The following is a 20474-nucleotide window of genomic DNA, read 5'->3' as shown; positions in this document are numbered from 1 at the left end:
TCGTCTCAATCCCCGGCGGTAGGGTCAGAAGAAGTGCTCAGTCGTCTTGAGCGCCGGTCAGGAAGCGGCTGACGCGCCGCAGGCGATCGCTCAACAAGGCGCCTGTGGTTGGCGCGTGGGCCGCCGCGCTCGGCAGGGCGCGAGTGTCTACCAACGGCGGATCTACGACCACCGGAGGGGCGGCGATAGCGGTGTCCATCGCGTCGGCGTCGTGGGTCGCGACGGCGTGCGCCCAGCTGAGGGCGCCGAACAGTTGCTGGGACGTGGGCAAGGCGTAGAGCAGGCTGATGATGCCTGGTACCCGCGCCGGAAGCTCAAACAGGGTGGCGCACTCCGACACTTCGGCAAGCACCAGGATACTCAGTTCGGGCGCAGCGCCCAAAAGGGTGCGGGCCGTACGCTCCACAGCACGCGCCGATCGTCCCCTGCCGTCGACCAACACCACCGAACAGGAGGAGCTGCAGATGGCGTTAAGTGCCGCGTCAGGCGTCGCTGCGTCGACGACCACGTGCGCGCGCTCGAGGCTGCGGCGCAGCTCCGCGCGGGTGATCGCATCGTCCGACAGAAGCAGTACTTCCGTGGGTACTAGGGGCCGTGCAGCTGCATCCGCAGGCCTTGCGCGCGATGCGCTGGCTGCCGCGCGGTGTTCAGCATGCCCCAGGCCACCGAATGGTTCCGCTAGAGGCGTGTCCGGAAGTACGCCGTTTATGCCTGACTCGGGGGCGGACGGGGCAGTTACCTGGACCGCCGGTGATGTGCTCTCGTCGGCGCGCGGTGGCCGCGTCGATTTGTCATGCAGCATGCTCGCGAAGACCCGCTCCGTGTCCGTCGGGTCATCGTAAGCGTCCTCCTCCACGGTAATGCCGTGGGCGCTCCACACGCGTGTACTGATCGGCCGACTGTCCGTCGTGTCGCCGGGTGAAGGCGCGGCGTCCGTGTCCTCGCTCTCGCTGCCCGGTGCGGCGGTCGCGTCGACCTCCGCCAAGGGCGCGGGGACACTGTCCGCGGCGCTGGCGGCGGACCGCTCGGTGTTCGCTGGGACCGTGTCCGCTTTGGCGAGGGGTACATTGCCCGTTGTGGCTGCCGCATCGCTCACTCGCGGTGTTCCGCCGAACGTGTGCTCCGCGCCGTCGAGGGTGCGATGCAGGCCGGAGTCATCATCGCGCAGCGAGAGTACCGGACGTGTCCCCTCCTGGTCGTCTCGAAGCGGGTCGTTGGCGGCGGCGCTATCAGGCTGTGCGGCGCTGGCGGCCGCTCGTACCAACGCACTCGCGCGACCCACCCGGGCGGTTCGCCCCGCCTGGGCGATCGTGGCCCGTAGCACATCCGGAGCACAGGGCTTGGAGAGCACACGAAACAGTTGAGCGCGGCGAATCGTCGCGGCGTCGTAGGGCTGCTCTCCCGCACCCACGAGCAGGATGCGCGCAGCCTCAGGCGCGCGCAGCCGTACCCAGTGCAAGAGATCGAGGCCGTTCGTATCTGGGAGCCGATCGTCCGCGACCACGACATCGACTGGTGACTCGTCCAGCGCCTGCAGAGCCTCGTGCACGTGCGTTGCCCCGATGACATCGTGGTCGTGACGGAACATCGCCCGCAGGCTGTTTAGCACCCGCCGATCAGCATCGACGAAGAGCAACTTCAATCGAGCGGCTGCTTCGAGTCGATCTTCTGGGTTCATCCCGGGGTCTGTCCGTATGTCGGCATGGTGATGGCTCAGCTCGCGGTGGCCTGCTCGCTATCGCTGTCGCTAGCGCTAGCGCTAGCGCTAGCGGAGGAGAGTATCGCGGCCTCTGGCTCCTGTTGGGCGAGTAGCACTGGCAGGGTGATGGTAATCGTCGAGTCCGCGCTGGCTTCGCCTCCCTGTAGCTGCCCCCCCGCGCCGGCGATCAGTTTACTGGCGATCGCAAGATCGAGCCCAGCACTCGCACCGGAGTCGCTCGTCGACTGTGCCGCCGCTAACATCAGGTGCACCCTTTGCCCGTCCCGATGCGCGCTCGCCATGATCGATTGCCCACCGCTGCTCGCGTCCTTTGGCGCCAGAGCGGTGAACGCGCGCAACAGCCCCCGTTGCAGTGGCTCTTGCGAGGCATCGACAATAATCGGCCCGTCGAGTGCCACCGTGACGGGCGCGTCGGCTCGGTCGGCAGCCCACTGGCCGGCGACCTGGGCCACCAGCGCCGCCAAGTCCGGCGCTGGCGACTGATCCGTGTGCTGCAGTCCCGACATGATGGAGCCTACGTCACGCGTTAGGTCATCCAAGCCATCGGCGTTGTCCTGTAGCAGGCCACGCACCTCGACTACGCTGTCCGTGAGGTTGTTCTCGCGCAAAGACCGCCGCAGGGCGGTTAAGCCATCGGCGACCCGCTGACGATCGGTTTGCTCGCCGCTGAACAGGGCCAGCGTTTGGGCGGTTTGATCGACGAACCCTTGAAGTTCGTCGAGGCGTTCATCGACCAGGGTCGTGTTGCTGCGCAAGTACCACAGGGGGGTGTTCATCTTCGAATCGATCTGCGCGGCGACCTGCTCGAGTCGATCGGCGTGTCGACGCTGCGCGAGGCCACGCTGTGCGAGTTCAAGATCGGCGATCGCATCGTCCAGGGTGGACAACTGCTCGGCCAAGCGCAGCTGCACGGCCGTCTGGGCCTCGAGGTCCGGGTCGACTTGCGTAGGGTCCGCGACGACAGCGGGCGCTGGCTCTTCCGGCTTGCGCAGTCCGACGAGGAGCAGGGCAATGAGAGAGAGGGCGGAGAAGGCGGACAGGGCGGCCCACCCCTGTGCTGCCCCAAGGTTGGTAGACCCCCGCAGGAGGCTAGCTTCTGCCTGCCGGGCGAGGCGAGGAACCGATAAGGCTTCGAGTTGGGCGAGGGAGGCGTCGGCCAGGGGCCGGTCCGCCGCTACGCTCTCGACCGCGTCGAGAAGCGGCGTCAGGTAAGGAAGGTCTACCGTATCGGCACGCAACAATTCCGCGTCATCGCTCAGGGACGTTTGGTCCGTGCCCCCGCCACGGCGCGCGGCATCGACGGCACGGGTGAGCAGGGAGAAGGCGCGTTCGGCGGTCAGGCTGTTACCGCCCTCGCGCAGCTGGCGCACCACCTGCGGGCCCTGCCCCTGCAACCAAGCGACCTGATTCGAAAGACGCGCCCGGTGATCGACCAGGGCGCCACCTGCCGTGAGCGCATCCCGCCCCGCCAGCACCAATGCTTGCGCCTGCGGGTCGTTGGCGTCAGCCAACGCGTCGATGGCCGTATTTAGTTCGGCGAGCGAACGGTCGCCGCGAGCGGAGGCGTCCGCGGTAAGCTGATATGGGTCGAGGTTGGTGAGCAGGTCGGCGTACTCGACGGCGATGCGTCGGACTGCGGGCACCTGGGCCGCGTCTGCCCCGGCAGCGTTCGAGGTCGGCCTCGAAGCCAGAACAAGCAACACCAGCGCGCCGCACAGCACGCCGGCTGCCAACCATGCGCCGATCGCTTTGAGCAAGTGTGCCCCCGGTGGTGTTAACTCCTCGCCGGTGTGTCCCAGCGTGAATCCCCCCGAGATTACCACCGCAAGTTGCTAGACGACAGTGGTCATTCGGGGAGAAATATGTCCTCACGATGGACGGTTTGGGACATGCTGATCAGGGATTTGCGCGAGCACGGATGAGTATGTGTCGGCGAATGCCTGGGGCATTCGAGTCGCGCGTCCCGTGTCTAAGTTGATGCAGGCAAACTCGGTGCGGGCTCTGAGCAGCGTGCGCCCGTCACGCGCATTTCGAATCTGGAATCTGCGGACGATGCGGATGATGCCGTCGCATTCGACCACCCAGGTGGCTAGCGCCAGCGGCTCCTCGGGGTAGGCGGCGGCGAGGTAGTCGTACTCGCACCGTCGAATGACCATCGCGCGGCGCGTGGCGCGGTAGGTCGCGAGGGTGATGCCCAAACTCGCTGAATGCGCCCAGCTCACCCGTTCGCACCAGCGCATGTAGCTGGTGTTGTTGGCGTGGCCCAGGCCATCGATGTCCTCCTTGGCCACGGCGTGCTCGATCAGAAACGGCCGCGGCAGATCCCAGCCCTCGCCTACAGGTTCGCTCAGCTCGGGCGTCGTCACGGCGCGATCCTCTGGCCGTCCCAGGCGAAGCAGTGCCCCGAGTCTTGCTTCCCCAGGCTGCTCAACACCTCCAGCAATGCGGCGGCGCTGCGCTCTGGCGAGAACAGCTGCTGTTCGGGAACACCGCTGCGGAAGGGCGCCGATAGGTCCGTGGCCACGGTGCCTGGATGTAGGCCCACGCAAACGCAATCGGGCAGGCGCCGGGCCCATTCGATCGCCAAGGTTTTGGTGAGCATATTCTGGGCTGCCTTAGATGCGCGGTAGGCGTACCACCCACCGAGCCTGTTGTCCGAGATGCTGCCCACGCGAGCGCTCAGGGAAGCGAAGAGGCTCCGACCGGATGTTGGCAGCAGGAACATAAAGTGTTGCGCGACTAGCATCGGTCCTGTCGCGTTCACTGCAAACGCGCGGGCGAGCGCAGCGGCGCTGAGGTTCTCAAGGCGTTTCTCGGGCTGATGGGTTGCGTCGTGCAGCAGACCCGCCACGTTGATCACCAGCCTCAGTGACTGCGCCTTAGGCAGCCGTTGCGCCACCTCCTGGGCGGCCGTGGCAATCGAGTCGGGTGCCTCCAGATCGAGCGGGACCGCCAGAAGACGCGAATCGTGTTGCTCGGCCAGCCTCGCCAGGGCCGCCGAGCGTTTCGGCTGGCGACTAGTGGCGACGACGCCGAGGATGCTCTCGCGGGCGAGCAGCGCCTCCACAAGCGCAGCGCCGATCCCGCGCGAAGCTCCCTGCACCAGGGCCCAGGCGGGCGTCTCGATCAGTTTGTCAGGCACTCAGGGTCCTTAGGATGTGGGCTTGCTGAGGTCGCAGCGCTCGCATTCCGCCACGCAGGTCAGCCAGGGCAGTGTGCTTGACCCGATAGGTCTGGGGCACGCTAGCCCGGAAAGGAATGCCGCCTTGACCGCTTCTTTGTGCGTATAGCAGGATTGCTGCTATGCACCGCACGGCATGGGCTCCCACCCATGTCAGGCCAAACCAGGGGCGCTTGGAGCTCTCTCCCGGCGCCCTTGTTGTCTCTGGCCAAACTGGGGAATGCGGTCGGAGGTGGAATGACGACACTGAGCAAGCGAGCCGCCGAGGCTCACCCGCAGCACGGTTTGTGGCAACCTGATTTCGAAAGGGACAGCTGCGGTTTCGGGTTGATCGCCAGCATCGACGACCGCCCGGATCACCGCCTTGTCTCGCGCGCCATCGAGGCCCTGAGCCGACTCACCCACCGTGGTGCGGTCGCCGCTGACGGTCGCTCCGGAGACGGCTGCGGCCTCCTGATCCGACGCCCTGACTCGTTTCTTCGCGCGGTCGCCGCCGCTGCCGACATCACCCCCGCGAAGCGCTTCGCGGCGGGCAACGTGTTCCTGCCCACGGATCCGTCGCGCGCGAAACAAGCTCGCCAGGCCCTCGAGCAAGCTGTCGAGGACGGCGGCTTGAGCTTCGTTGGTTGGCGGCAGGTGCCGGTCGACCTCGCGGCCTGTGGCGAGCAGGCCCTGGCCCTGCTCCCCATGGTCGAACAGGCGTTCGTGAACGCACCGGCAGACATGTCCCTCGGGCAGTTCGAGCGCCGCCTGTTCGTCGCTCGCCGGCGCGCCGAGATAGCGATGGCCAAGCGCGCGGATGACTTCTATATTTGCAGCCTCTCGAGCGACGCCATCGTCTACAAAGGGATGGTGCTGCCGCGACTGCTGCCTGAGTTCTACCTCGACCTTCGAGACGAGCGCTTGACCACGTCGGTGTGTGTGTTTCACCAGCGCTTCTCCACCAATACGCTTCCACAGTGGTCACTTGCACAACCGTTTCGATACCTCGCGCACAACGGTGAGATCAACACGATCCGCGGCAACCGCAACTGGGCCGAGGCACGACGTGGCCGCTTCACCTCGGACCTCCTCCCGGAGCTATCTGAGCTGGCGCCGCTGGTGTCGATGGAAGGGTCCGATTCTTCCTCGTTGGACAACATGCTCGAGGTGCTGCTCGCTGGCGGCTTAGATCTGTTGCTCGCGATGCGCTTGCTCGTTCCCCCCGCCTGGCAAGCGACGGCCAGCTTGGATCCCGATCTGCGCGCCTTCTACGAGTTCTACTCCTCGCATATCGAACCCTGGGATGGGCCAGCGGGCATCGTGATGGCCAACTCACGTTACGCGGCGTGCACGCTGGATCGAAACGGCCTTAGGCCGGCACGCTACTGGCTTACGGACGATCGCATCATCACGGTCGCCTCTGAGACCGGAGTCATCGACTACGAACCTGGCACCGTGGTGGCCAAGGGGCGCCTTGGTCCGGGCCAGATGATCGCGGTAGATCTCGAACATGCGCGGCTGCTGCATAGCGCCGACATCGACGAACGCCTCAAGCAGACCGCCCCGTACAAACACTGGTTGAAGGAGGGCGTGCGCTATCTCGACTCGCAGCTAGTGGACTCGCGCCTCGCCGCCGAGCCGATGCCGGCGGACACGCTACTCGCCTACGAGAAGATGTTCGGAGTCAGCAACGAAGAGCGTACCTCGGTAATCCGACCCCTGGCCGAGAGCGAGATGGAAGCCGTGGGCGCCATGGGAGATGATACGCCGATCGCCGTGCTCTCCCGGCGAGTCCGCTCGCCTTACGATTACTTTCGCCAGCAGTTTGCGCAGGTCACCAACCCGCCCATCGATCCGTTGCGCGAGTCGGTGGTGATGTCCTTACAGACGCAGATCGGGCGCGAATGCAACGTGCTCGATCCGCAACCCGATCACGCGCACCAGATCGTGCTCTCATCGCCCGTGCTTTCGCAGCGCAAGTTGCGCCAGATCTTGGACTTCGACGAGCACGGCGTTAGCCACGCGTTCCTCGACCTCAACTTCGCCTTGAGCATGAGCCTGGGCGAGGCGCTCCAAGCGCTATGTCAGCAGGCCGAGCAGGCGGTTCGCGCGGGTAGTCTGCTGCTCCTGCTCAGTGATCGCTACCTGACCCGAGAGAAGCTGCCGCTGCACGCGCTGCTGGCGACCGGCGCCGTGCATCAGCACCTGATCGAAACGGGCTTGCGCTGTCGCTGCAATCTGGTCATCGAGACAGGCACGGCGCGGGATCCTCATCACTTCGCTTGCCTCATAGGTAACGGCGCGACCGCCGTGTACCCGTATATGGCCTATCAGTGCTTGCACGATCTGAGTCGCAGCAACGAGATCAAGCAGGACTATCACTCGCGCCAGCTCGGTCGCAGCTATCGGCGCGGGATCCGCAAGGGCTTGCTGAAGATCATGTCCAAGATGGGGATCTCTACGATCGCGAGCTACCGGGGTGCTCAGCTGTTCGAAATCGTTGGTCTTCACGAGGAGGTGGTGGCGCGTTGCTTCCGCGGCACACCCAGCCGTATCCAGGGCGCCAACTTCGACGACCTGAGGGCGGATCAGCTGGCCCTCAGCGAACGCGCTTGGAACGAGCGCGCACCGAGGGAGCAGGGTGGCATCTACAAGTGGGTACACCGCGGCGAGTACCACATGTACAACACGGAGGTGGTGCAGTCTTTGCAGATGGCTGTGCGCACAGGAGATCGGGAGGACTACGATGAGTTCGCCCGCGCCGTTAACGAACGCCCCGTCTCATCCCTTCGTGATCTGTTCGACCTTAAGCCCCTCGGCGAGCCCGTTCCGCTGGAGGAGGTGGAGTCCGTCGAGACCATCACGCGGCGATTCGAATGTGCCGGCATGTCCCTTGGCGCGCTGTCGCCCGAAGCCCACGAGGCTCTCGCGATCGCAATGAATCGTATCGGTGGGCGCAGTAACTCGGGCGAGGGTGGGGAAGATCCCGCTCGTCACGGCACGGAGAAGCGATCGAAGATTAAGCAGATCGCGTCGGGGCGCTTCGGCGTTACTCCCGAGTATCTGGTCAGCGCGGAAGTTCTGCAGATCAAAATCGCCCAGGGCGCTAAGCCGGGTGAGGGTGGGCAACTACCCGGGCATAAGGTCGATCAAACGATCGCGCGCCTGCGCTACGCGAGCCCCGGTGTGGGATTGATCTCGCCACCGCCCCACCACGACATCTACTCCATCGAGGATCTCGCCCAGCTGATCTTTGACCTCAAGCAGGTGAACCCCGCGGCGCTCGTGTCCGTGAAGCTAGTGGCTGCGCCCGGTGTCGGTACCATCGCAGCAGGGGTGGCGAAGGCCTACGCCGATCTCATCACTATCGCCGGACACGACGGTGGCACGGGCGCCAGTCCATTGACGTCTATCAAGTACGCTGGGGGCCCATGGGAGCTGGGGTTGGCAGAGACTCACCAGACGCTGCGCGCCAACAACCTGAGGCACAAGACACGGATCCAAACGGACGGCGGACTGAAGACCGGCCTCGACGTCGTGAAGGCGGCCCTGCTCGGTGCCGAGAGCTTTGGATTTGGTACGGCGCCCCTGATCGCGTTGGGTTGCAAGTACCTGCGCATCTGTCACCTCAACAACTGTGCCGTAGGGGTCGCGACCCAGACCAAGGCGCTTCGGCAGCGCTTCTTTACGGGCTTGCCGGACATGGTGGTGAACTATTTCCGGTTCGTGGCCGAAGAGGTGCGCGAACTGATGGCCTCCCTGGGCGCTCGCACGCTGGATGAGCTCATCGGCCGGGTCGATCTCATCCGCCTGCGCGAAGGGGAGACTGAGCGCCAGCGACGCTTGGATCTCACACCGATTACCGCGGGCAAGGGGTTGGAGGACGGCGGTCACCTGTGCACCACACCGACCAACGACCCCTTCGACCGGGCCGAACTTGCCCAGCAAATGCTTGGCGATATGCGCAGCGCGATCGAAGCCGGTCACGGCGGACGCTTCCACTACACGGTGCACAACTACGATCGCTCTGTGGGAGCGCGCATCTCTGGGGAGATCGCTCGCCATCATGGCGATCAGGGCATGGCGCGAACACCGCTCGAGGTGCGCCTACAGGGTAGTGCCGGGCAGAGCTTCGGCGTGTTCAACGCCGGCGGCCTTCACCTACATTTGGAAGGGGATGCGAACGATTACGTCGGCAAGGGAATGGCGGGTGGCAAGCTGGTGCTATACCCGCCGCGTAGCTCTGGCTTCCGCGCGCGAGATACGGTCATCATGGGCAACACCTGCCTCTACGGCGCCACGGGCGGTGAGCTGTACGCGGCCGGTCTCGCGGGGGAGCGCTTCGCTGTGCGTAACTCCGGGGCCGTGGCGGTGATCGAGGGTGCTGGCGACCACTGCTGCGAGTACATGACCGGCGGCGCGGTCACCGTTCTCGGGCGTACAGGTGTGAACTTCGGCGCCGGTATGACCGGCGGATTTGCCTTGGTGCTGGATCTCGACCGTGACTTCGTCGACCGCTACAACCACGATCTCATCGACATCCACCGTCTCACGCCGGAGCGCATGGAGGCGCACAGTCAGTACCTGTTGCGCCAGCTCGCCACTCACGTCCAGGAGACGGGCAGCAAGTGGGCGCAGGAGATGCTTGATGACTTCCGCAGCGTGGTGGGGCGTTTTTGGCTAGTTAAGCCGAAAGCCGCCAGCATCGACAATCTCGTTGAGTCCTTGCGCCGCGCCAGCTAGGAAGGCTATTCAGATGGCACAAGATAAGCCTTTGCACTTCCTGGACACGCCTCGACGTGAACCGGAGAAGGCCCCCGCCAGCGAGCGGGTGCGTCACTTCGGAGAAATCTACGGGCACTACGGGGCCGACGCGGCGGCTGAGCAGGCCGCCCGTTGCTTAGGCTGCGGAGTTCCCTTTTGTGAATGGAAGTGCCCAGTGCACAACTACATTCCAGACTGGTTGCGCCTAATAGAGGAGGGCAATCTCTTTGAGGCCGCCGAGCTCTCCCATCGCACCAATTCGCTGCCGGAGATGTGCGGACGCATCTGTCCACAAGATCGGCTCTGCGAGGGCGCTTGTACCTTGAACGACGGTCACGGCGCCGTCAGCATCGGTGCGATCGAGCGCTACATCACCGATGAGGCCCTGAAGCGCGGCTGGCGTCCGGATTTGTCCTACGTGAAACCGACTGGCAGGCGCGCGGCGGTCATTGGCGCAGGGCCTGCTGGCCTAGGTGCCGCGGATATCCTCGCGCGCAATGGCGTGCAGGCTGTGGTCTACGACCGCTATCCCATGATCGGCGGGCTTCTTACCTTTGGTATTCCACCCTTCAAGTTGGAGAAGGAGATCGTGGAGCTGCGCCATAGCTTGATGGTGGACATGGGCGTGGAGTTTCGCCTCGGCGTCGAGGTAGGTCGCGACGTTGGCTTCGAACAACTGCTCGAGGAGTATGACAGCGTCTTCCTCGGCCTGGGCGCCTACACCGCCGTGACGGGCGAGTTCCCTGGAGAGCATCTTCCGGGCGTGTATCCGGCGCTGCCGTTTCTGATCGGAAACGTGAACCGGCTGCTCCGCGTTAGCACGGAAGACCCCTACATCAGCCTGAAAGACAAGCGCGTCGTGGTGCTCGGCGGCGGCGACACGGCCATGGACTGCAACCGCACTGCCCTACGCCAGGGCGCACGCAGCGTAACCTGCACCTATCGTCGCGATGAAGCGAATCTACCGGGCTCTCGCCGCGAGCTACGCAATAGCGTCGAGGAGGGCGTCGAGTTTCTCTACAACCGCCAGCCAGTGGCGATCGTCGGCGAAGAGCGGGTGGAGGGGGTTCGCCTGATGGAGACCCGCGTGGGACCGGCGCGCGGGCGTGGTGGCAGGAGGAGCACGGACGTGGTTGAGGGCACGGAGCATGTGATCGAAGCCGACGCGGTAGTCATCGCCTTTGGCTTCCGCCCGAGTCCGCCCGCGTGGCTCGCTGAACACGGTATCGAGCTGGCGTCCGGCGGAAAGCTGCGCGTTACGCAGGATGCGGAGCGTCCCTACCAAACGACCAACGAGAAGGTGTTTGGGGGCGGCGACATGGTGCGCGGTGCCGACCTGGTCGTCACCGCTGTGTTCGAGGGCCGGGAAGCGGCGCGGGGCATGCTTCACTACATGGGTGTGCCCCGGCAGCAGCAGGCCTAGTGGGCCGCTTGGTAAATAAGGGGACGCTCAGCGATTAGCATGGGCGCCAGGGCAAGGCGGTCGAATGCAGCCACAGCCGAGCTATGGCTGCATTTGACCAACGCTGCGATGGCGCCCGTGCTACTCGCCCTTCGAGTCTGCCCAGGGGCGGCGTCCACGGCGTTGCATCGCCTGCCAATGGCGATGCCATTGGCTGCGCGACGCGCCTTGCTGACGCTGCCCCTACGCAGACTGAGCGTTACCTAATTGACCAAGCGGCCCACTAGGCCCGGCCTCAGCGTTGTAGTACTTGGGCGACTACCTTAGCGAAGTGTTCGCTGGACAGGGTCGGCGTTTCGCTCTCGTTCGTGGCATCGCCGGCCCCGAGTGCGATCAAACACCCATTGGCGCCTACGGCCTTTCCCGCCGCTAGCAAAGGCATCGCCAGGGAAGCCGTGGTGCCCAGGGCGGAGCCTGGGTCGATCAGCATGGGGCAGTTGGTCTCATGGCGTAGGCGCGCCACTGCGCCGAGGTCCAAGGTGGTCTGCGTCGCATCGTCGATGGCGCCGATGCCCGCTTCGCAGAGCATGACCTGGCGATTGCCTTCTGTGCGCAGAATGTTCAATGCCCGCAGCAGCTCTCGGATACTGCTTCCGCGCCCACGCGTGAGCACGACAGGGCGCGCAGTTCGCCCGACCGCCCGCAGTAGATCGAGATGCTCCATATGCCGACCGTCCAGCCTCAGCGCATCGGCGGCAGCGGCCGCTTCGGCAACGTGCTCCACCCGCATCACCGTGGCGATCAACGGTAGGCGCGTGGCCCGGGCCGCCTCCGCCAGCCATTGCAGCTGACGTCGCCACCGTTGGGCATCCACGGTGAGCGCGTTGTCCTGCAGTCCGCTTACGAGCGCACTGGCGCCGGCTTGGGCCGCGTGTTCGGCCTCGGTCGCCGCCGCGCTCTTGGAGTTGGTGTGCGCGGGGCTGGCCATGATGGCGAAACGCTCGTCATCTACCGTCAGCGCGCCGATCCGCACCGGTACGATGGCACCTTGGCTCTCGGGTGCCGCCGAAGCGACTTCGGTTACCGCTACGGGCGCCTCTGCACCGCCAACCCACCGTTCGGGGGCAATAGCTGTCGCGCGAATCTGGTGCGAGGCGTAGCAGCCTAGAACCTTCAGGTACCGAGTCACCCGGGCTAGGCGTTGCAGGGTCTCGCGCATGGCCGGTGCGTCGACGTTGGCCTCAACGTCCACGTAGAACATCTCCTCCCACGGGTTGCCCATGATCGGGCGCGATTCCAGCTTGCACATGCTCAGGCCCGCGTCGCGAAACAAGGAGAGCGCTTCGACGAGCGATCCAGCCGTATCCGCCGTGGCCATCACGAGAGACGTCTTACAGGCGATGGGCAGTGGTACAGATCGCGCCTGGCGGGCGACGCACAGGAAGCGAGTCACGTTCTCTCGCTGGTTGGCGATGTTAGTTGCAAGTGGCACGAGGCCGTAGCGCTCGCCAGCCTGGCGGCTCGCGATGGCGCCTGCGCGGTGATCCGTTTCCTGTGCCGCGCGGCGTACTGCCTCCGCCGTTTCCAAGGATTCTTGGCGGCAGTGGCGCAGGCTAGACACGAATTTGCTGCACTGAGCGAAGCCTTGCGGGTGGGCGTAGATGCGATCGAGCGACTCGATGGTGGCGCCCGGTGCCGCCAACAGGCAGTGATCGATCTGCAGGGTTTCTTCGCCGATGACCGACAAGGGGGTGTGCATGAGCAGGTCGTACACCTCGTTGATGCCGCCGGAGGTGGTGTTCTCGATCGGCAGCATCGCGTAGTCGGCCGATCCCGACTCGACCGCTTCCACCGCTTGGGAGAAGGCGTCGAAGCCCAAAAACAGCAGTCGGTCTGCACGGCTTGCGAAGTGCTGCTGTACGGCGACTTGGCTGTAGGAACCCGTGTCGCCCTGAAAGGCGACCCGTATGCTCGGCGCGTCCACGGCGGGGTCGTTACTTTCCACCAATCGGGCCTGCTGCAGCCGAACGGAGTCATCGATGATGAGATGGAACACGCGAGTGACGTAAGGGGCGTCGAGGCCGTGAAACCTGCCGCGTTCGATCAATCCGACTAGCAAATCCTCCTCGCGCTCTTGGTCGCGGACTGCGCGCCCCGAGCTGGCCTTGGTCTGCGCGACGCGCACGGCGAGTTCTCGTCGCCGCGCCAGCAGCTCGATGAGCGAGCTGTCGAGCGTAGTGATCTCATCCCGCAGCGCGTCCAGCGCGCTGCCCGATACCACGGGGGCGGTGCCGTCGCCGTCGCCGGGTGGTTTATCGGCCATTGCCGGTGTCCTTGAGTTGCTGGTCGAACTTGGCGATCGCCCGGTGGCGTCGCCGGCCCCGCATTATCAGGCACGCAGGCGCCCGTGTCTGTGCGCCCGAGCCTCAACGGTGGCCACGCAAGATTGCTGCCATTGAACTCGGTGGGCTACATTGCCCGCGTTTGAAATCGTTGCCGCTTGGGGAGCAAGAGGGGGAGCAATGACGGAACTTGGTAAGGGAGAAGGCCATCGAGTCGCCGCCGCGAGCCGCACGCTTTGGCCGGCCGGGCTTGCGCTCGCATTGGTGAGTGGGGGGGTTGAGGCCCAATTGGAAGAGGTGGTGGTTACGGCGCAAAAGCGCGAAGAGTCTTTGCAAGACGTGCCGATTGCTGTCAACGCGATCGACGCAGGCACGCTGGAGAAGGCGGGCATCGTCGATATCCGCCAGCTCACCGCGCTCGCGCCGAGTCTGGTCCTGTCGAGCTCGGCGTCGGAGGCGGCCGGCACGGTCGCGCGCATCCGAGGCATAGGCACCACGGGCGACAATCCAGGCCTCGAGTCCTCTGTTGCGGTGTTCATCGATGGCGTTTACCGAAACCGTAACAACAATGCGCTGACCGACCTCGGGGGAATCGAGCGCATCGAAGTGCTGCGCGGGCCTCAGGGTACGTTGTTCGGTAAGAACGCGTCTGCCGGGCTGATCAACATCATCACCAAGGGGCCGTCCTACGAGCCAGAGGCGCACCTGAGCGGCTCCTTCGGTAGCTTCAACGAGCTGCGCCTGAACGCTGGGTGGAGCGGTCCCTTGGTCGATGATCGGATCGCTTTTCGCATCGATGGTGCCTTCAATGAGCGCGACGGCTTCCTGGAGGACCGCGCGACTGGTCAGTCCTTCAACGACCGCGATCGCGTCTTGTTCCGCGCACAGCTGCGCGCGGATCCGAGCGAGGCCGTCTCTATGCGCATCATCGCGGACTACGCGGATCGCAATGAGACTTGCTGTGCGGCGACTACCATTGTGGCCGGCCCCACGACTGGCTTTATTAGTGCCCTTGGCGGTGATGTGGTGGTGCCGCCGGATCCCTTCGAACGTGACGCCACGGTGAACGTGGAACGTGGCTACCAGCAAGACGTGGAGGATTACGGCGTGTCCCTGCAGATCGATGCGGACGCCTCTTTCGGCACCTTCACGTCCATCACGTCGTATCGCGAGTGGAACGCCAATCGCTCGCAGGACCTCGACTATACGAGCGCCGATGTCCTCTTCCGAGACATCGACGGCAATGTGCAGGGCTTCGACACCTTCACCCAAGAGCTTCGTCTGGCAGGCACCAGCGATCGTATCGACTGGATGGTCGGGGGATTCTACTCGGATGAGGAACTCTCGCTGGATGATGCGATCCGCACTGGCGCGGTCTACGAACCGTTCCTGGATCTGCTGTTGGGCGGCGGTGTGCCGGGCACTTTGCCCGCAATCACCGGCCTAGCGCCCGGCACGATCTATAGCGAGGGGCAAGGCGTGGTGCGCGATTCCTTCCACCAGGAAGCCGTCAGCTGGGCGCTGTTCACGCACAATACCCTGCGCTTTAGCGATCGCGTGTCGCTCGGTTTCGGCGTTCGTTACACGGAGGAGGACAAGGATCTCGAGGCTAGCCTGCTGTCGGACAACCCAGCCTGCTTGGCGTCCGTTGGCTTGGGCGTGGGGCCGCCCGACGCTATCGGCCTTGTTTGCCTGCCGTTCTTCAACCCGTTGACCGACGGCGAGTACGCCTCCGATCGTACGGACAAGGAGTTCACGGGAACGGTTAACCTGAACGTTGAGTTCAGCGATAGCGTTTCAGGCTACGCCTCCTACGGCGTGGGTTACAAGGCGGGTGGCTTCAACCTCGACCGCGCTGGGCTCGGCAATCCGCTGCTTGGGTTGGCGCCTTCCGGTGCAGATCTCGAGTTCGAGGCAGAGACCGTTGACTCCTACGAGATCGGTATTAAGTCGCGTCTTGCGGGCGGGGCGATGCAGCTGAACCTGGCGGCCTTCAGTAGCGAGTTCGAAGACTTCCAGCTGAACACATTCACGGGGATCAACTTCGTGGTGAGCAACCTCGCGGAGGTGACCACCGAAGGTTTTGAGCTGGACTTTACGGCGCTGCCTTTCGATCCGCTGATCATCCGTGGTGGCGTGGCCTTTGCCAACGCGCGGTACGGGGATGACATCATCGATCCAGCCACGGGCGTGCTCTCGCCCCTGGCGGGCCAGACCCTTACCAACGCGCCGCGTTGGAGCGCGTCCCTGGCGGCGACCTACGAGCAGCCCCTCGGCAACGGCCTGCTAGGGTTCCTACACCTCGATTCGCGGTTTACCTCCGAGATGAACACGGGCTCCGACCTCGACGTGGAGAAGATTCAGGATGCCTTTACGGTACTGAACATGCGCGTCGGCCTCGGTAGCGATAGCGAGCGATGGACCGTCGAGGTCTGGGCGCGCAACTTGCTGGATGAGGACTTTATTCAGATTGCCTTCGACCAACCGTTGCAGGGCTCGGGCAGCGGTCCTGGTTCCACCCAGACCTTCGGTGCGTTCCTCGGGGAGCCGCGCATGGTGGGCGCGACCCTCCGTTTGCGCTTCTAGCCGGTTACTTTCTCACCATAGGGCGGCAACTTTTTCCCTATCTGGGAAGGAGTTGCCGCGCCTCTCCGCTCGCTCTCCGCGTTCTCGTGTACATTTCGAAGGGTTGTACCCAGGGTGAGGCCCTAACCCAAGGGATACTTGCCGGAATGTAAGTATTCCTTATTTCGCCTTATATCTTCGTTCCGGCAAACTTGGGAGACGTCTAACGCAAGTCGTGTGGCAACGCGCATCCGATGCCCGTCGCCCACAAGTGATCGGTAGGCGGCGTGCGACCGGGGAAGAGATGATCAGCGCCGCCACGTCTTGGGCCGCCAGAGCCCAACCGCGATCGACTCGGGTGAGCGCAAACCCAGCGTAAGACAAGAACTGAAAATGCAGCGACGCGATCGCGAAAGGGGTTCGACCCGCGCGGTGGCGCCGAGAATGCACCCTTCACGCGCACAGGAGAATCAATGAGCTTCACCCAGTACTCGCCGGCGCCGGCGCGGCTGCACCGCAGTGAATTGGCCGTACCCGGCTCGAACCCGAAGATGATCGAGAAGGCTGCCGACAGTGCCGCCGACTACGTGTTCTTGGATTGCGAAGACGCGGTGGCCCCGGGGGATAAGGAACGGGCGCGTCGCAATATCATCGAAGCCCTCAACGAGATCCCCTGGCGCGAGAAAGGCAAGACGATCTCTGTGCGCATCAACGGCCTCGACACCCACTACATGTACCGCGACGTGGTGGACATCGTGGAGCAGGCCGGATCCAAGCTTGACACCATCCTCATCCCGAAAGTTGGGGTACCAGCAGACGTTTACACCGTTGACTGCATCGTCACCCAGATCAGCGATGCTAGGGGGTTCGGCGAGCACCGTATCGGCCTCGAATGCCTTATCGAAACGGCGCTTGGCGGGGCTAACGTAATGGCGATTGCGCAATCGAGTGCAAGGCTCGAGGCGCTGCACTTTGGCGTCGCCGACTACGCCGCGAGTATGCGTGCCCGCACCACGGTGATCGGTGGCTTGAACCCCGACTACCAGTGCGAAGGGGCGCTCGCCGATCAGTGGCATGGCGCGTTGGTGAACATGGCCACCGCATGCCGGGCCTATGGCTTGCGTGCCATCGACGGGCCCTTCGGTGACTTCAGCGATCCCGACGCCTACCGCGCCGCCGCGCGCCGCGCCGCCGCCTTGGGCTACGAGGGCAAGTGGGCGATTCACCCCTCGCAGATCGAACTGGCCAACGAGGTCATGTCGCCACCGGAGGCCGAGATCGACCGCGCCGATCGAATCGTAAAGGCGCTGGAGGAGGCGGCTGCGCAGGGTAAGGGCGCGGCGTCCCTAGACGGCAAGATGATCGATGCGGCGTCTGAGCGGATGGCGCGCAACGTGCTAGAGCAGGCGCAGTTGATGCGCGCTAAGGCCTAAGCCGAGTTTCAAGGGGAAGCACAAGTGGACATTCACGAGTACCAGGCGAAGGAATTACTTCGCGATTACGGCGTAGGCGTGTTGCCCGGCGCGCTGGCTTACAGCCCGGAGCAGGCCGTCTATCGCGCCCAGGAGATGGGCGGCGAGGTGTTCGCCGTCAAGGCGCAGGTGCACGCGGGCGGGCGCGGAAAGGCTGGCGGGGTCAAGATCTGCCGATCGCCGGATGAGGTGTGGGAGGCCGCCGAAGCACTGCTGGGGCGGCGCCTGGTTACGCATCAAACCGGACCCGAAGGCAAGCTGATTCACCGAATCTACGTAGAGGCCGGCTGCGATATCGAACGCGAGTTCTACCTAGGCTTCGTAATGGATCGCGAGAGTGAGCGGATCATGATCGTCGCTTCGGCCGAGGGCGGCATGGAGATCGAGGATATCGCGCAGAGTAAGCCGGACACGCTCATCCGCGCTGCAATCGAACCCGCCGTCGGCATGCAGGCGTTCCAGGCCCGCGAGATCGCCTTCGCGTTGGGACTGTCCGGCAAGGAAGTGAATCAAGCGGTGAACTTGATCATGGGAGTCTACAAGGCCTTCACCGAGTGGGATGCCAACATGGCGGAGATCAACCCCCTGGTCGTGACCGCCGACGGCCGTGTTCTCGCCCTAGACTGCAAGATGTCCTTCGACGACAACGCCACTTTCCGGCATCCGCGCATTGCTGAGCTGCGCGACAAGACCCAGGAGGACCCACGCGAAATGCGTGCCGCAGACCGCGGCCTCAGCTACGTCGGCCTTGACGGCAACATCGGTTGCATAATCAACGGCGCCGGTCTCGCCATGGCCTCCATGGACATGATCAAGCATGCCGGTGGAGAGCCTGCCAACTTCCTCGACATCGGCGGCGGCGCTTCGCCGGAGCGCGTCGCCAAAGCGTTTCGTTTGGTGATGTCTGACGACAAGGTACAGACCATCCTGGTGAACATCTTCGCTGGCATCAACCGCTGTGATTGGGTCGCCGAAGGCGTGGTCCAAGCCGTCCGCCAGGAGAACCCCCAGATGCCACTCGTAGTGCGCTTGTCGGGCACTAACGTGGAGGAGGGGCGCAGGATCCTGAATGAGTCGGACTTGCCGATCATCCAAGCGGACACCCTGCGCGAGGCTGCCGAAGTGGCGGTGGCAGAGTGGAAAGCGACCACCGGACGGAGCTGAGCAAACCATGGCAATTCTTCTCGACAACGACAGCCGCGTCATAGTGCAGGGTTTCACCGGTCAGCACGGCAGTTTCCATGCTCAGGCGATGATGAACTACGGTACCAACATCGTCGGCGGCGTAACGCCGGGCAAGGGCGGCACCACGCACCTCGAGCGGCCGGTCTTCAACACGGTAAAGGACGCCGTTGAGGCGACCGGGGCGGACGCCTCGATCATCCTAGTGCCGCCACCCTTCGCTGCGGATGGCATCATGGAAGCGGCCGATGCGGGCATCCGTTTCTGTGTCTGCATCACCGACGGCATACCGACCCAGGACATGATCCGCGTCAAACGCTACATGCGCCGCTACCGCGCGGAGAATCGCATGGTGCTCACGGGGCCTAATTGTGCCGGTAGCATCAGCCCTGGCAAATGCATGATGGGCATCATGCCTGGCCATATCTACATGCCCGGGCCGGTCGGTGTGATCGGCCGTTCGGGGACCCTCGGCTACGAGGCTGCCTCGCAGATGAAGTCCCTCGGGATCGGCATCTCCACCAGCGTTGGCATTGGCGGCGACCCTATCAACGGCAGCGCTTTCCGGGATCACCTGGAACGCTTCGAAGCGGACCCGGAAACCAAAGCGGTGGTGATGATCGGCGAAATCGGCGGCCCGCAGGAAGCCGCAGGGGGACGCTTCTTCAAAGAGCACATGAGCAAGCCGGTGATAGCCTACATCGCCGGCCTCACGGCACCCAAGGGCCGACAAATGGGTCACGCGGGCGCGATCATCTCCGCCTTCGGCGAGTCGGCAGCGGAGAAGGTGGAGATTCTTCAGGAGTGCGGCGTGACCATCGTGCCGACGCCTGCTGATTTCGGTCCCGTAGTGGCCAGTGTGCTCGAGAAAGTCGCTTAGGAGGCGAGCGTATGTCTAAGGCCAAGGTGATCGTCACGCGGCGCTGGCCCGAAGCGGTCGAGCGGACGCTCGCGGACGAGTATGAGCTGGTGCTAAACGAATCCGACACGCCGATGACGAGGGAGCAGCTGCAGGCCGCGTTCGCCGAGGCCGATGCGGTGTGCCCCACCGTGTCGGACAAGATCACGGAGGAAGTGATGAGTCCGTCGAGCCTCCGCGCAAAGGTGATCGGAAACTACGGCGTGGGCTTCAACCACATCGACTTGGAAGCGGCTAAGGCACGTGACCTGGTGGTGACCAATACGCCCGAGGTGCTAACGGACTGCACCGCTGACACCGCCATGACGCTTATGCTGATGGTCGCCCGACGCGCCGGAGAGGGCGAGCGCCACGTGCGCACGAGGGCGTGGACCGGGTGGCGTCCGACCCACATGATGGGCGCCAAGGTCACGGGCAAGGTCCTAGGTCTGATCGGCTTCGGTCGCATTGCTCGCGCCATGGCGCACAAGGCGCACTTCGGCTTTGGCATGCAGATCCGCTACTGCGATCCCTATCCGCCGGCGGCTGAGGTGGCTAACGCCTACGGCGCCATCCGCTGCGATTCGATCGACGAGGTAATGGCCAGCGCCGACTTCGTGTCGCTGCACATGCCGGGGGGCGGTGCAAACACGGGCATCATCAACGCCGAGAAACTCGGCTTGATGAAGCGCGGCGCGTTCCTGATCAATACGGCCCGCGGGGATGTGGTGGACGAGGCGGCGCTGACGGCGGCCCTGCGTGATGGGGTGATCGCGGGCGCCGGACTCGACGTCTACGAAAAGGAGCCCACCGTCACCGAGGCGTTGCTCAGCATGGACAACGTGGTGTTGCTGCCTCACCTTGGCAGCGCCACCTTGGAGACCCGTGAAGCGATGGGGATGCGCGTGGTCAGTAATCTGCGCGCCTTCTTTGCCGGCAAGGCGCCGCACGACAGGGTGGCATGAC

General features: G+C 64.4%; 12 protein-coding genes. 7 read left to right on the top strand and 5 right to left on the bottom strand.

Features of this window, described 5'->3' with window-relative positions; translation table 11 throughout:
* Positions 1 to 37: 37 nt before the first annotated feature.
* From AAGA68_06690 to AAGA68_06675, 4 genes are read right to left on the bottom strand one after another with little or no spacing between them, the layout of a single operon-like run.
* Positions 38 to 1678, bottom strand: a complete 1641-nt coding sequence (locus AAGA68_06690) for a response regulator (GenBank protein MEM9384729.1) — start codon at positions 1676 to 1678, stop codon at positions 38 to 40.
* A 35-nt stretch (positions 1679 to 1713) separates the two neighbouring features.
* Positions 1714 to 3543 carry a hypothetical protein gene (locus tag AAGA68_06685; GenBank protein MEM9384728.1) on the bottom strand — a complete coding sequence of 610 codons (1830 nt, stop codon included), beginning with the start codon at positions 3541 to 3543 and terminating at the stop codon, positions 1714 to 1716.
* A 45-nt stretch (positions 3544 to 3588) separates the two neighbouring features.
* The gene (locus AAGA68_06680) at positions 3589 to 4086 is read right to left on the bottom strand and encodes a thioesterase family protein (protein MEM9384727.1); all 498 of its coding nucleotides are present in this window, start codon (positions 4084 to 4086) and stop codon (positions 3589 to 3591) included.
* Positions 4083 to 4862, bottom strand: coding sequence for an SDR family NAD(P)-dependent oxidoreductase (locus tag AAGA68_06675; GenBank protein ID MEM9384726.1), 780 nt, complete (start codon positions 4860 to 4862; stop codon positions 4083 to 4085). Before AAGA68_06675 ends, AAGA68_06680 begins: the two co-directional genes overlap by 4 nt.
* A gap of 276 nt (positions 4863 to 5138) precedes the next feature.
* Here AAGA68_06675 and gltB point away from each other — a divergent pair, with 276 nt between their 5' ends.
* Together gltB and AAGA68_06665 are read left to right on the top strand one after the other, a co-directional pair.
* On the top strand, positions 5139 to 9626 hold the full coding sequence (gltB, locus tag AAGA68_06670) for a glutamate synthase large subunit (GenBank protein MEM9384725.1): 4488 nt from the start codon (positions 5139 to 5141) through the stop codon (positions 9624 to 9626).
* Between the two features lie 13 nt (positions 9627 to 9639).
* Positions 9640 to 11070: an FAD-dependent oxidoreductase gene (locus AAGA68_06665; GenBank protein MEM9384724.1), complete on the top strand. Its 1431-nt coding sequence runs from the start codon at positions 9640 to 9642 to the stop codon at positions 11068 to 11070.
* A gap of 274 nt (positions 11071 to 11344) precedes the next feature.
* Here the strand turns inward: AAGA68_06665 and AAGA68_06660 are convergent, their stop codons facing one another.
* Positions 11345 to 13372, bottom strand: coding sequence for a chorismate mutase (locus tag AAGA68_06660; GenBank protein ID MEM9384723.1), 2028 nt, complete (start codon positions 13370 to 13372; stop codon positions 11345 to 11347).
* A 199-nt stretch (positions 13373 to 13571) separates the two neighbouring features.
* On the opposite strand from AAGA68_06660, the gene AAGA68_06655 reads away from it, so the two are divergent.
* The 5 genes from AAGA68_06655 (at position 13572) to AAGA68_06635 (ending at position 20473) form a co-directional block, all read left to right on the top strand.
* The gene (locus AAGA68_06655) at positions 13572 to 15977 is read left to right on the top strand and encodes a TonB-dependent receptor (protein ID MEM9384722.1); all 2406 of its coding nucleotides are present in this window, start codon (positions 13572 to 13574) and stop codon (positions 15975 to 15977) included.
* A 452-nt stretch (positions 15978 to 16429) separates the two neighbouring features.
* A complete protein-coding gene (locus AAGA68_06650) occupies positions 16430 to 17389 on the top strand; it encodes a CoA ester lyase (protein ID MEM9384721.1) in 960 nt (319 codons plus the stop codon).
* A gap of 24 nt (positions 17390 to 17413) precedes the next feature.
* Positions 17414 to 18592 carry a malate--CoA ligase subunit beta gene (locus tag AAGA68_06645; protein MEM9384720.1) on the top strand — a complete coding sequence of 393 codons (1179 nt, stop codon included), beginning with the start codon at positions 17414 to 17416 and terminating at the stop codon, positions 18590 to 18592.
* Positions 18593 to 18599: 7 nt separating this feature from the next.
* Positions 18600 to 19490 carry a succinate--CoA ligase subunit alpha gene (gene sucD, locus AAGA68_06640; protein ID MEM9384719.1) on the top strand — a complete coding sequence of 297 codons (891 nt, stop codon included), beginning with the start codon at positions 18600 to 18602 and terminating at the stop codon, positions 19488 to 19490.
* Positions 19491 to 19501: 11 nt separating this feature from the next.
* A complete protein-coding gene (locus tag AAGA68_06635; protein ID MEM9384718.1) occupies positions 19502 to 20473 on the top strand; it encodes a D-glycerate dehydrogenase in 972 nt (323 codons plus the stop codon).
* Position 20474 lies beyond the last annotated feature (1 nt).

It is taken from the genome of Pseudomonadota bacterium, assembly GCA_039193195.1.
GTDB lineage: Bacteria > Pseudomonadota > Gammaproteobacteria > Steroidobacterales > JBCBZW01 > JBCBZW01.
The sequence above is the reverse complement of the archived record's forward strand: the minus strand, read 5'-3'. Positions and strand labels throughout refer to the sequence as shown.

What these genes read in the sequence shown, in the direction of transcription:
- AAGA68_06665 (MEM9384724.1), top strand. Translation starts at nt 9,640, where the DNA reads ATGGCACAAGATAAGCCTTTGCACTTCCTGGACACGCCTCGACGTGAA.
- AAGA68_06660 (MEM9384723.1), bottom strand. Translation starts at nt 13,372, where the DNA reads ATGGCCGATAAACCACCCGGCGACGGCGACGGCACCGCCCCCGTGGTA.
- AAGA68_06635 (MEM9384718.1), top strand. Translation starts at nt 19,502, where the DNA reads ATGTCTAAGGCCAAGGTGATCGTCACGCGGCGCTGGCCCGAAGCGGTC.
- sucD (MEM9384719.1), top strand. Translation starts at nt 18,600, where the DNA reads ATGGCAATTCTTCTCGACAACGACAGCCGCGTCATAGTGCAGGGTTTC.
- AAGA68_06650 (MEM9384721.1), top strand. Translation starts at nt 16,430, where the DNA reads ATGAGCTTCACCCAGTACTCGCCGGCGCCGGCGCGGCTGCACCGCAGT.
- AAGA68_06655 (MEM9384722.1), top strand. Translation starts at nt 13,572, where the DNA reads ATGACGGAACTTGGTAAGGGAGAAGGCCATCGAGTCGCCGCCGCGAGC.
- gltB (MEM9384725.1), top strand. Translation starts at nt 5,139, where the DNA reads ATGACGACACTGAGCAAGCGAGCCGCCGAGGCTCACCCGCAGCACGGT.
- AAGA68_06690 (MEM9384729.1), bottom strand. Translation starts at nt 1,678, where the DNA reads ATGAACCCAGAAGATCGACTCGAAGCAGCCGCTCGATTGAAGTTGCTC.